The sequence below is a fragment of the Herbiconiux sp. genome (genome assembly GCF_023264895.1).
Classification (GTDB): Bacteria; Actinomycetota; Actinomycetes; order Actinomycetales; family Microbacteriaceae; genus Herbiconiux.
Genome location: NZ_JAHFUY010000118.1, coordinates 1 through 11622, shown reverse-complemented (window position 1 = coordinate 11622; position 11622 = coordinate 1). Strand labels below are relative to the sequence as shown.

Sequence of the window (11622 nt, the reverse complement as noted above, 5' to 3'; positions counted from 1 at the left end):
CGGGCGGGCGGGCCGGGCGGGCGGGCGGGGCCGCCGGGCGGGTCGCGTTGTGACGCACAGGCGGGGATGCTAAGCCTGAGGGATGGGACGGATCATCGCTCGGCGCCGAGTCACGCGCATCACCGTCGGCAGCGAGCCGCGGCGGCGGGAGGACGTGCTCGCCGTGGAGGAGCCGCTCGAGATCCGGGTGGGCGGGCGGTCGCTCGCCGTCACCATGCGCTCCCCCGGCGCTCCCGGTGAGGACTTCGACCTCGCGGCGGGCTTCCTCGTCTCGGAGGGCGTGATCCGCCACGGCGACGACTTCGCGGCGGCCCGCTACTGCGCCGGCGCCACCGCCGAGGGCCTCAACACCTACAACGTGCTCGACGTGACGCTCGCGGCCGGCGTGCCCGCCCCCGATCCGTCGCTCGAGCGCAGCTTCTACACCACGAGCTCGTGCGGGCTCTGCGGCAAGGCCAGCATCGACGCCGTGCGCACCCTGTCGCACTACGACGTGGGCACCGACGACCTGCGGCTCGACCCCGCCCTGCTGGTGACGTTCCCCGAGCGGCTCCGGGAGCAGCAGGCCGTGTTCGAGAAGACGGGCGGCCTGCACGCCGCGGCCCTCTTCGACGGCCGCACGGGCGAGCTGCTCGTGCTTCGGGAGGACGTGGGGCGGCACAACGCGGTCGACAAGGTCGTGGGCTGGGCGGTCAAGGAGGGGCGGCTGCCGCTTCGCGGCACCGTGCTCATGGTCTCGGGCCGCGCGAGCTTCGAGCTCACCCAGAAGGCCTCGATGGCGGGCATACCGATGCTCGCGGCCGTCTCGGCGCCCTCCTCGCTCGCCGCCGAGCTCGCGACCGAGCTCGGGATGACCCTCGTGGGGTTCCTGCGGGGCGACTCGATGGTCGCCTACGCGGGGGCCGAGCGCCTCGAACCCGCGGTCGCCGAACACGACGAACAGCACGCCGCCGACCCGCACGACCAGCACGCCGCCACGACGCACCAAGGAGCGCCCGCATGACCCCGAAGCCCCCGGCGGACGACTTCACCGACGCCCTCCTGCACGTCGCCTCCCCCGGCGAGGCCGCCGCGGGCATCCCGGGCGTGCTGCACTCGATGGCCCCCGCGATCGCCGATCTCGGCCCCATGCGCACCCTCAAGCTCCTCACGGCGATGAATCAGAAGGACGGCTTCGACTGCATGAGCTGCGCGTGGCCCGATCCGGATCACCGCAAGAAGCTCGAGTTCTGCGAGAACGGCGCGAAGGCGGTGATCTGGGAGGCGACCCCGGTGACGATCCCGAGCACCTTCTGGGCGGAGCACTCCGTGCAGGAGCTCGCGGAGAAGTCGGAGTACTGGCTCGGACTGCAGGGCAGGCTCGTCGAGCCCGTCTACAAGCCGGCCGGCGAGGACCACTACCGGCCCGTGACCTGGGACGAGGCCTTCGCCGTGGCTGCGGAGACCCTCAACGGCCTCGCCTCCCCCGACGAGGCGGCGTTCTACACGAGCGGTCGCGCCTCGAACGAGGCGGCCTTCCTCTACCAGCTCTTCGTGCGCGCCTTCGGCACCAACAACCTGCCCGACTGCTCGAACATGTGCCACGAGTCGACCGGATCGGCGATGGTCGAGACCCTCGGCATCGGCAAGTCGACCGTCGCCTACGACGACTTCGAGAAGGCCGAGCTCATCATCGTGATGGGTCAGAACCCCGGCACGAACCACCCCCGCATGCTCACGGCCCTCGAGGACGCCAAGCGGGCGGGTGCCGACATCGTGACCGTCAACCCGCTGCCCGAGGCGGGACTCCAGCGCTACAAGAACCCGCAGACCGTGCGCGGCACGATCGGCAAGGGCACGACCCTCGCCGACCAGTTCCTGCAGATCAGGCTCGGCGGCGACATGGCGCTGCTGCAGGCCCTCTCGAAGCGCGTGCTCGCGGCCGAGGCCGCAGCGCCGGGCACCGTGCTCGACCATGCCTTCCTCGCCGAGCACTGCCTCGGGCTCGAGGAGCTCACGGCGCACCTCGCCGACCTCGACGAGGCCGAGGTGCTCGAGGCCACAGGGCTCACGAGCGCGGCCATCGACGAGCTCGCAGCCCGCTACCTCGCCGCCGACCGCGTGATCATCACCTGGGCGATGGGCGTGACGCAGCACAAGAAGGCGGTGGATGCGATCAAGGAGATCATCAACCTCCTCCTGCTCCGCGGCAACATCGGCAAGCCGGGCGCGGGGGCCTCCCCCATCCGCGGCCACAGCAACGTGCAGGGCGACCGCACGATGGGCATCTGGGAGAAGATGCCGGAGTCGTTCCTCGCCGCCATGGAGCGCGAGTTCGGCTTCCCGGTGCCGCGGAAGGTCGGTGTCGACTCGGTCGACGGGATCCGGGCGCTGCAGCGCGGCGAGATCAAGGCCTGGGTCTCGCTCGGCGGCAACTTCGTGGGCGCCATCTCCGACACGGCGGCGGCCGAGGCCGCGATGCGCGGCACCGAGCTCACCGTGCAGATCTCGACCAAGCTCAACCGCTCGCACGCCGTGACCGGCGATGCCGCCCTCATCCTGCCCACGCTCGGCCGCACCGAGATCGACCTCCAGCGCACCGGATCGCAGTTCGTGACCGTGGAGGACTCGGTCTGCGCCGTGCACGCCTCGCACGGCCGCATCCCGCCTGTGGCCCTTGGGCTGCTCTCGGAGGTCGCGATCATCGCGCGTCTGGCCGAGGCGACCCTCGGCGACGCCCACGGCATCGACTGGCTCTCCTTCGAGGACGACTACGACCTCATCCGGGCGCACATCGCGAACGTCGTGCCCGGCTGCGAGGACTACGCCGAGAAGGTGCGGCGCCGCGACGGCTTCGTGCTGCCCAACGGCCCGCGCGACGAGCGCCGCTTCGACACCGCCACGGGCAAGGCGATGCTCACGGTGAACGAGCTCGAGCCGGTCGTCCGCCCTCCCGGGCGCCTGCTGCTGCAGACGCTGCGCTCGCACGACCAGTTCAACACCACGATCTACAGCCTCAACGACCGTTACCGGGGCATCAAGAAGGGCCGGCGGGTGATCTTCGTGAACCCCGACGACCTCGCCGAACTCGGTCTCGACGACGCGCAGCCGGTCGACGCGTTCAGTGAGTGGCCAGGGCAGCCGGATCGGGTGATGCGCGGGCTGCGGGTCGTCGCCTACCCCACGGCGAGGGGTTGCGCGGCCGCCTACTTCCCCGAGGCCAACGTGCTCGTGCCGCTCGACTCGACGGCCGAGCGGAGCAACACCCCGGTCTCGAAGGCGATCGTGGTGCGGCTCGAGCCCGCCGCGGAGCCGGTGGACGAGCCGATCGCGGAGACCGTGTGACGGAGTAGAGCACCAATATGGGGTTATAGTGATGTTTCCTCATCAATGCTCCGGAGGTCGAAGTGGACGCTCGTGCTCACACGTTCGAGGTGCTGTACCGCGACGACGAATGCCTCGAGAACACCTATCTGGTGCGTGACCCACGAGGCCGCCCGTGTGCGATCGTCGATGCCGAAGCGCAGTTCGCCGGCGAGTACTTCGACGATCCGGAGTTGCACGACGACGGCTGGTTCTCGTTCACCATCCGCTGGTCGCGCTCGGGAACGATTCCGCCGGGAGGTCTCCGATCCTCGGACCTGGAGGCGACGATCGGTGCTGTCGCGGAGTGGGAGTGGGCAGCATCGTCGGCGGACTCGCCCATGGCGTCGCTGGTCGAGGACCACCGGACCGCCCGCGAGCGCGCGGGGCTGGCCGCAGCAGAACTCGCCCGCTCGACGGGAGCTCCGCTGCAGGAGTCGGCCGAGCGACGAGTGCATGATGCCCTCCGGGAGCTCGCGGTGCTGGAGGGTGAGCTCCGCTCGGCCCTCGAGTCGTTCGGTGTCGCCCGCGGACTGCAGAACTCACGCCCCACGAGCGGTCCGAGCACGTTCTCGCGAGTGGCGAACGAGGCCGAGCTGCACATCTGCCGCGCCTCCGTGGTCGACGCGGCCGTCGACGAGCTGACCCGCTGCGGGGTCGTGGTCGGCCTCCCGCAGGGTCTGCTCGCGAAAGTCGCGTCGAAGCTCGGGGTGCCGCCCGCGGCACTGCGGCCGCTCTGGCCGAGCGACGAGCGCCTCGAAGCCGATGTGCTGATCGCTCTGGCCAAGCAGGGACTCACGGCGAAGGCCGACGACGACGTCCTCATCTCCGCCTGGAATCACGTCGGCCGTCAGACTTCCCGGCTCGCCGACCCCGACGAGCGGCGAACCGTGCTCGACGAGCTCATCGCGCTCCTCACCGTGGAGGCTTTCACCGCGTGGACGGGCTCGATCCCCTGGCGGAACTACGTGGCCTGCACCACCGCCGCGAGCTCGTCCGAGGCTCTGGCCGAGTCGCTCCGCGCCGAGATGGCCGAGGCGGAGGAGGCGTTCGCCACCCGCATGGGCGAGTTCTACCGCAACATGCTGCCGCTGATCGGCTTTCGGCTCTGCCCGGCACTCCGAGGGGATCACCGAGCTTTCGGCGTGCTGCTCCTGGCGGCGATGGAGGGGCTCGGCGTGGTCCGGCACAGCCTCGCGACCATCGTGGGAGCCTCCTACGGTGAGCAGTCGGCCCCGGCCCCGATCGCGTCCTTGGCGGTCGACGCGCTGGTGGCGGCACTGCTCGAGCCCGATCCCGACTACGACTGCGAAGCCGCGGTCTCGCGCCTGACCGAGGGCCTGGTGCTGGTCATCTGAGACAGACCGTCTGCACGGTCACCAGTCGCCCGGTCACCAGTTGCCGGAGGCGTAGTCCTTGAGGAAGATGCCGAAGAGGTCTTCGCCGGACTCGCCGCGCACGATGGGGTCGTAGACGCGGGCGGCGCCGTCGACGAGGTCGAGGGGGGCGTGGAAGCCCTCCTCGGCGAGGCGGATCTTGGTGGGGTGCGGGCGCTCGTCCGTGATCCAGCCCGTGTCGACGCTCGTCATGAGGATGCGGTCGGTCTCGAACATCTCGCGCGAGCTCGTGCGGGTGAGCATGTTCACCGCCGCCTTCGCCATGTTGGTGTGCGGATGGCCCGGCCCCTTGTAGCCGCGACCGAAGACGCCCTCCATCGCGCTCACGTTCACGATGTAGCGGCGACGCGCCTCGCTCGCGGCGAGCGCCGGGCGCAGGCGCGAGATCAGCAGGAACGGCGCCGTCGTGTTCGCCAGTTGCACCTCGAGCATCTCGAGCGGATCGACCTCCTCCACCCGCTGGGTCCACGAGTTGCTGTCGTGGAGATCCGGCAGCAGACCGCCGGCGTCGATCGCCGTGCCGGCCGCGAGCCGCTCGAGCGAGCTGGAGCCAGGAGCCATTGCCTGCGCCGTGAGCTCGTCGGCCTTCGATGCAGCTGCCGCCAGAATCGGATGCGCGCTCACGGACTGCGCGAGCGCCTGCGGATGCTGGTCGTTGGTGTGGCCGAAGGTCACGAGCTCGGGCAGAAGGCCGTCCGGCAGCGGGGCGAGCTCGGCGTCGACGAGCGGCTGGTAGGCACCGGTGGAGCGCCGCACCGTCTGGGTGGCGTTGTTGATGAGGATGTCGAGGGGGCCCGCGGCCGCCACCTCGTCGGCGAGGCCGATCACCTGCGCGGGGTCGCGCAGGTCGATGCCCACGACCTTGAGGCGATGGATCCACTCGCCGGAGTCGGGCAGGCTGCTGAACCGGCGCACGGCGTCGCGCGGGAAGCGCGTGGTGATGGTGGTGTGCGCGCCGTCACGGAGGAGACGCAGTGCGATGTGCATGCCGATCTTCGCGCGGCCGCCCGTGAGGAGCGCGCGCCGACCGGTGAGATCGGTGCGCGCCTCGCGCTTGGCGTGGCTGAGCGCGGCGCACGACGGGCAGAGCTGGTGGTAGAAGGCGTCGACCAGCGTGTACGGCTGCTTGCAGATGTAGCACTTGCGCGCCTTCAGGAGCGTGCCGGCCGTGGGCGCCGCGGTCTCGGTGGCGGTGCCGCTGATCGCGATGCCCCGGGTCTCGTCGTCGATGCGATCCGGCGCCCCCGTGGCCGTCGCCGCCACGACACCGCGGTCGGCCTCGGCGATCGCCTGCCGGATCTCCCGCCGCCGCTTCACCTTCACGGCCTTGAACATATGAGCGGTGGCGTGCCGCACCGTCACGAAATCCGGATGCTCCTCATCCAGCTCCACCATCTGCCGCAGCACCCGCAGCGCCACCGCCAGCTCCCCCGGATCGATGGCCGGTGCGGAAGCGGGGCCTGCCAAGGCGCCCGCGGCCGGGGCGGTCAGGTCGAGGTCGAGATCGTCGAAGGGCACACGAGATTCTACGTGCTGAGGGTGAGCTCGTGGTGGCTGACCGTCGCGCAGTCCTCGCCGAACGTGAAGTCGCCGAGCACGCGCTCCCCCGCGAGCACGGCGGGCAGCCAGTGCTTCGCGTCGTCCCACATGGCGTCCAGCGGCAGCTCGTCGAGCGGGTACCAGGCCGGCGACACCTCATCGGACTCCTGCGGCTCGCCCCGCCACACGCGCGTCACGAACACCGTCGAGTCCTGGCTCCAGTTCTCCCGGTAGGGGAACGCGAACTTCACGAGGCCCATCTCGGTGAGGTCGGCCGGCGCCACGACGAGGCTCGACTCCTCCTCGATCTCGCGCACGATCGCCTCGAGGGCCGACTCCCCCGGCTCGACCTTGCCGCCGAGCCCCACGATGTTCCCCGACCCGAGCCCGGTCTTCTTGCGGCCGAGCAGCACCTCGGTGCGGCCGTCGGCGCGATCGCGCAGGAGGAAGGCGACGCACACCTGGTACGGGGAGACGGGGGACATCTGAGGATGATATCCCCGCGATGTGTTCGGCATGTTTCGAGGCCCTGGCCTGTGTCGGGGGTGCGGCGTAGCGTGGAGGCATGAGCACATTCGTTGATCCCCCCACCCCCGAGTCGTTCGAGCACAACGGTCAGCACCCCGAGGTCGACGACGAAGACGTCGAGCCCGACAGCTTCGACGAGCGCGTGCAGGACAAATTCAAGACGTTCATCGGCGACGCCGAGCCGGCCGACGGGCCCGCGCCCGCGGGTTGAAGGCCGACACGGGTGGTACCGGCGTGGGCGGTTCCGGCGTGACCGATGCCGGCGTGACCGACCGCGCCGGGCCGCTCCGTCGCGCTCGAGCTGAAGCTGAAGCCGACATCCGTGAGCTCACCGCGGCCATGGAGTCGCTGCGCCGCACGCGCGAGTCGTCGTCGGACGACGACGAGCACGACCCCGAGGGCCCGACCCTCTCGAGCGAGTGGTCGCGCATCCGCGGCCTGCTGACAGCGGCCGAGAGTCGCCTCGGCGACGCGGATGCCGCGTGGGCACGGGTGGAGAACGGCAGCTACGGGACGTGCCTGCGCTGCGGCTCGGCCATCCCGCCCGGCCGCCTGGAGGTGCGGCCCACCGCCGCATTCTGCGTGGCGTGCGCCTCGGTGCACTGACCGCAGCATGCATCGACCGCAGCATGCATCGACCGCGGCATCCGCTGACCGCAGCATGCATCGACCGCAGCATTCGCTGACCGCAGCATCATCCGACCGCCAGGAGGCCGTCATGGACGAACGCACGCAGGAATTCGTCGAGACCTTCCGGGTCTTCCTCGAGGAGATCGTCCAGGCCGAGCGCGGCGGCGACGACGGGCTGTCGCCGCTCGGGGAGCTCGTCGAGGCGCACCTCGGGTCGCCCGTCCGGGAGCTCCCCGTCATCACGCAGACGATCGCGGCGCACCGCCTGGTCGACGCCGACCTCGCCCTCTCGTCGCTCGCCGACGCATCCGGTGCAGCGCCCCTCGGTGTCTCGGGCGGGCAGATGCGCGACCAGTGCGCGTTGCCCGAGCTCCTCGCGGGGTCACGCTTCGCGCGCTTCGCCCCGGGCCCCATCGACTACGTCTCGGTCGCCGACGGCCCCGACTCGGTGCGCCGGGTGATGTCGTTCGGCATCGTGCTGCTCCACTTCGAGGGCGCTCCCGTCGTGGCCCTGCAGCGGGCCGCCAAGCCCGAGCGCGGGCGCTCGGCCGCCGCGGTCGAGGTGCTCGCCGCCGATCCGGAGGTCGCGGGAGCCTTCCTCGCCGAGTTCTCGCGACTCATGCTCTCGCTCTCGGTGCTCCGCGGCCAGGTGCTCTCGTTCACCGCCAACGAATACGGCAACGGGGCCGCCGGGGCCACCTTCCTGCACCGCCCGCAGGTGGCGGCCGACGACGTCATCCTGGCTCCCGGCGTGCTCGAGTCGGTCACCCGCCACGTGGTGGGCGTCGGCGAGCAGCGCGAGCGGCTGCGGGAGGCCGGTCAGCACCTCAAGCGCGGGGTGCTGCTCTACGGCCCGCCCGGCACGGGCAAGACCCTCACGGTGCGGCACCTGCTGAGCCGCACCCCCGACACCACCGCGGTGCTGCTGACCGGACCGAGCATCCGCTTCATCACCGAGGCGGCCGAGCTCGCCCGCGCCATGCAGCCCGCCGTCGTGGTGCTCGAAGACGTCGACCTCGTGGCGCAGGAGCGCGGCCTGCACGGGCCGCAGCCCCTGCTGTTCGCGGTGCTCGACGCCCTCGACGGGCTCGACGGCGACGCCGACGTGGCCTTCGTGCTCACCACCAACCGGGTCGAGATGCTCGAGCGCGCGCTGGCCGAGCGGCCCGGGCGGGTCGATCTCGCCATGGAGGTGGCTCTGCCGGACGACGACGCACGGCGACGCCTGTTCCACCGCTACGCCCAGGGGCTGCCGCTCGGAGCCGCGGCCATCGACGCAGCGGCCGACCGGGCCGCCGGCACCACCGGCTCGTTCGCGAAGGAGCTCATGCGGCGGGCGGTGCTCGCGGCGGCCGAGGCCGACCGCGCCGTCACGGATGCGGATCTCGCGGAGGCGCTCGACTCGCTGCTCTCGTCGAGCGCTCAGCTCACCAGGAGCCTGCTCGGGGGCGGGGGCGGACGCGGAGAAGGCGCCGCTGAGAGCGCCCCCGCTCACACCCAACCCGAGGTGCGTCTCACCGCCGGCTGGACGGCGTACTCACCTTGTTCCGGTCAGACCTTCGAGCCCTGACCGTCGGCATCCGGATCGCGGTCGCCGCCGAGCTCCCAAGGCAGCGGCCCCTCGAACTCGATCGGCTCCTTCGGCGGGGTGTCGAAACCTCCCGGGCGCTGCACGCGGCCGAAGAAGCCCATCTGGTTCGACTTCGTGAGCACCGAGTCAGGCTGCGGATCGGCGGACGCACCAGCACCAGCACCAGCACCGGAACCACCCGCATCCGGTCGCGGCCTGCCGAAGTAGCGGTCGCGGAGGCGCTGGTTGAAGCTCCTGCGCTCCTCGCCGTCGCCGTCGCCGCCGCTCACAGCAGCCTCTTCAGCATGCGCGTGTTCCCGAGCGTGTTGGGCTTCACCCGGGCGAGGTCGAGGAACTCCGCGACACCCTCATCGGGCGAGCGCACGAGCTCGGCGTAGACCTCGGGCTCCACGAGCGCGAGCGGGGAGGCCGTGTAGCCGTTGCGCTCGAAGAACGGCACCTCGAAGGTGAGGCAGAACAGGCGCGAGAGGCCGAGGTCGAGGGCGTCCTCCTCGATCTTCTCGAGCAGGGCACGGCCGACGCCACGGCCGAGCCAGTCGTCGTGCACGGCGAGAGTGCGCACCTCGCCGAGGTCCTCCCAGAACACGTGCAGGGCTCCGCACCCCACGAGGGCGCCGTTCTCGTCGACCGCCACCCGGAACTCCTGCACGGCCTCGTAGAACACCACGGCGTCCTTGCCGAGCAGGATTCGTCGCTGCACCAGCGGCTCCACGAGGCTCTGGATCCACGGGACGTCACTGGTGCGCGCCCGCCGCACGGTCACGGGCGCCTTGCTCGAACTCATCCCCCCACACTATTCCCGCCCGCAACGCCGAAACGTCACTTTCCACGCTTCCCCGGGCGGGGTGGCGTGGAAAGTGACGTTTCGGGTGAAGCGGTGGGGCTAGTCCAGGTCGCCGAGGGCTGCGGCGGCTGCCGCGGCCGAGGCCTGCTGCTGGTCTCCCGCGCCGGCGCCGATGGCGACGGGCTCGCGGGAGGTCTGCGTGAAGACGAACTTCCCGTCGGCGAAGTCCACGTGGATGTGGTCGCCGGCGTTGAGCTCGCCCTGCAGGATGCGCTCGGACAGCTGGTCCTCCACCTCGTGCTGGATGGCACGGCGCAGCGGCCGGGCACCGAGCGAGGGGTCGAAGCCGACCTCGATGAGGCGCTCCTTGGCGGCCACCGTGAGCTCGATCGACATGTCGCGGTCGAGCAGGCGGTCGCGCAGGCGCTTGACGAAGAGGTCGACGATCTGCAGCAGCTCGACCTTGTTGAGCTGCGGGAACACGATCGTGTCGTCGACGCGGTTGAGGAACTCCGGCTTGAAGTTCTTCTTCAGCTCCTCCGAGACCTTCGCCTTCATGCGGTCGTACGAGGTCGACTCGTTGCCCGACACCTGGAAGCCGATGGGGCTGCCCGTGATGTCCTTGGTTCCGAGGTTCGTCGTCATGATGATGACCGTGTTCTTGAAGTCGACCACGCGGCCCTGGCCATCCGTCAGACGTCCCTCCTCCAGCACCTGGAGCAGCGAGTTGAAGATGTCGGGGTGAGCCTTCTCGATCTCGTCGAACAGCACCACGGAGAACGGCTTGCGGCGCACCTTCTCGGTGAGCTGACCGCCCTCTTCGAAGCCGACGAACCCGGGAGGGGCACCGAACAGTCGCGAGACCGTGTGCTTCTCGCCGTACTCCGACATGTCGAGGGAGATCAGGGCGTTCTCGTCGTCGAACAGGAACTCCGCGAGCGCCTTGGCGAGCTCGGTCTTGCCGACACCCGTGGGACCGGCGAAGATGAACGAGCCCGAGGGGCGCTTCGGGTCTTTCAGGCCGGCGCGGGTGCGGCGGATCGTGCGGGAGAGCGCGGCGATGGCCTCGTTCTGGCCGATGACCCGCTGGTGCAGGGCCTTCTCCATGAACACGAGGCGAGCCGACTCCTCCTCGGTGAGCTTGAACACCGGGATGCCCGTGGCCTGGGCCAGCACCTCGGCGATCAGGCCCTCGTCGACGATGCCGGAGGTCTGCACGTCGCCGGCCTTCCACTGCTTCTCGAGGCGCAGTCGCTCGCCGAGGAGGTTCTTCTCCTCGTCGCGGAGCGAGGCGGCCTTCTCGAAGTCCTGGTCTTCGATGGCGGCTTCCTTCTGCCCGCGCACCGCGGCGATCCGCTCGTCGAACTCGCGGAGCTCCGGCGGGGCCGACAGGATCGAGAGGCGCAGTCGCGCGCCGGCCTCGTCGATCAGGTCGATCGCCTTGTCCGGCAGGAAGCGGTCCTGCACGTAGCGGTCGGCGAGGTTCGCAGCGGCCACGATCGCACCGTCGGTGATCGACACCTTGTGGAACGCCTCGTACTTGTCGCGGAGCCCCTTCAGGATGTTGATGGCGTGCGGCAGCGACGGCTCGGCGACCTGGATCGGCTGGAAGCGGCGCTCGAGAGCGGCATCCTTCTCGAAGTGCTTGCGGTACTCGTCGAGCGTGGTGGCACCGATGGTCTGCAGCTCGCCGCGGGCGAGCAGCGGCTTCAGGATCGACGCGGCGTCGATCGCGCCCTCGGCCGCACCGGCGCCCACGAGGGTGTGGATCTCGTCGATGAAGGTGATGATGTCGCCGCGGGTGCGGATCT

Annotated in this window: 11 protein-coding genes; 6 read left to right on the top strand and 5 right to left on the bottom strand. The window is 70.6% G+C overall.

Features of this window, described 5'->3' with window-relative positions; all coding sequences use genetic code 11:
- Positions 1 to 82 precede the first annotated feature (82 nt).
- The 3 genes from fdhD (at position 83) to Q0D57_RS17630 (ending at position 4700) form a co-directional block, all read left to right on the top strand.
- Positions 83 to 1003, top strand: coding sequence for a formate dehydrogenase accessory sulfurtransferase FdhD (gene fdhD, locus Q0D57_RS17640; protein WP_291046496.1), 921 nt, complete (start codon positions 83 to 85; stop codon positions 1001 to 1003).
- On the top strand, positions 1000 to 3324 hold the full coding sequence (locus tag Q0D57_RS17635; protein WP_291046495.1) for an FdhF/YdeP family oxidoreductase: 2325 nt from the start codon (positions 1000 to 1002) through the stop codon (positions 3322 to 3324). The genes fdhD and Q0D57_RS17635 overlap by 4 nt, the downstream gene beginning before the upstream one ends.
- A gap of 62 nt (positions 3325 to 3386) precedes the next feature.
- Positions 3387 to 4700 carry a hypothetical protein gene (locus Q0D57_RS17630; protein ID WP_291046494.1) on the top strand — a complete coding sequence of 438 codons (1314 nt, stop codon included), beginning with the start codon at positions 3387 to 3389 and terminating at the stop codon, positions 4698 to 4700.
- A gap of 33 nt (positions 4701 to 4733) precedes the next feature.
- On the opposite strand, the gene Q0D57_RS17625 is transcribed toward Q0D57_RS17630, so the two are convergent.
- Entirely contained in the window at positions 4734 to 6230 is a 1497-nt protein-coding gene (locus Q0D57_RS17625; protein ID WP_291046497.1) for an SDR family NAD(P)-dependent oxidoreductase, read from the bottom strand.
- A 35-nt stretch (positions 6231 to 6265) separates the two neighbouring features.
- Positions 6266 to 6763, bottom strand: coding sequence for an 8-oxo-dGTP diphosphatase (locus Q0D57_RS17620; protein WP_291046493.1), 498 nt, complete (start codon positions 6761 to 6763; stop codon positions 6266 to 6268).
- Positions 6764 to 6843: 80 nt separating this feature from the next.
- Between Q0D57_RS17620 and Q0D57_RS17615 the strand changes: the two genes are divergently transcribed.
- The 3 genes from Q0D57_RS17615 to Q0D57_RS17605 all read left to right on the top strand — a co-directional run bounded on the left by Q0D57_RS17615 (position 6844) and on the right by Q0D57_RS17605 (position 9006).
- Positions 6844 to 7017 (top strand): hypothetical protein, encoded by a 174-nt coding sequence (locus Q0D57_RS17615; protein WP_291046492.1) that lies wholly within the window; start codon positions 6844 to 6846, stop codon positions 7015 to 7017.
- Positions 7018 to 7055: 38 nt separating this feature from the next.
- Entirely contained in the window at positions 7056 to 7412 is a 357-nt protein-coding gene (locus tag Q0D57_RS17610) for a TraR/DksA C4-type zinc finger protein (RefSeq protein ID WP_291046491.1), read from the top strand.
- 112 nt (positions 7413 to 7524) lie between these two features.
- Positions 7525 to 9006, top strand: coding sequence for an AAA family ATPase (locus tag Q0D57_RS17605; protein ID WP_291046490.1), 1482 nt, complete (start codon positions 7525 to 7527; stop codon positions 9004 to 9006).
- Here the strand turns inward: Q0D57_RS17605 and Q0D57_RS17600 are convergent.
- From Q0D57_RS17600 to Q0D57_RS17590, 3 genes are all read right to left on the bottom strand, one after another.
- Positions 8988 to 9296 (bottom strand): hypothetical protein, encoded by a 309-nt coding sequence (locus tag Q0D57_RS17600; protein ID WP_291046489.1) that lies wholly within the window; start codon positions 9294 to 9296, stop codon positions 8988 to 8990. The two genes, Q0D57_RS17605 and Q0D57_RS17600, sit on opposite strands and share 19 nt — an antisense overlap.
- A complete protein-coding gene (locus tag Q0D57_RS17595; RefSeq protein WP_291046488.1) occupies positions 9293 to 9811 on the bottom strand; it encodes an amino-acid N-acetyltransferase in 519 nt (172 codons plus the stop codon). Before Q0D57_RS17595 ends, Q0D57_RS17600 begins: the two co-directional genes overlap by 4 nt.
- 99 nt (positions 9812 to 9910) lie before the next feature.
- On the bottom strand, positions 9911 to 11622 hold a 1712-nt coding region (locus Q0D57_RS17590), incomplete at its 5' end, for an ATP-dependent Clp protease ATP-binding subunit (RefSeq protein ID WP_291046487.1).

Excerpts from the sequence above, each read along its gene's own strand:
- fdhD (WP_291046496.1), top strand. The coding sequence starts at position 83 with ATGGGACGGATCATCGCTCGGCGCCGAGTCACGCGCATCACCGTCGGC.
- Q0D57_RS17635 (WP_291046495.1), top strand. The coding sequence starts at position 1,000 with ATGACCCCGAAGCCCCCGGCGGACGACTTCACCGACGCCCTCCTGCAC.
- Q0D57_RS17620 (WP_291046493.1), bottom strand. The coding sequence starts at position 6,763 with ATGTCCCCCGTCTCCCCGTACCAGGTGTGCGTCGCCTTCCTCCTGCGC.
- Q0D57_RS17615 (WP_291046492.1), top strand. The coding sequence starts at position 6,844 with ATGAGCACATTCGTTGATCCCCCCACCCCCGAGTCGTTCGAGCACAAC.
- Q0D57_RS17605 (WP_291046490.1), top strand. The coding sequence starts at position 7,525 with ATGGACGAACGCACGCAGGAATTCGTCGAGACCTTCCGGGTCTTCCTC.
- Q0D57_RS17595 (WP_291046488.1), bottom strand. The coding sequence starts at position 9,811 with ATGAGTTCGAGCAAGGCGCCCGTGACCGTGCGGCGGGCGCGCACCAGT.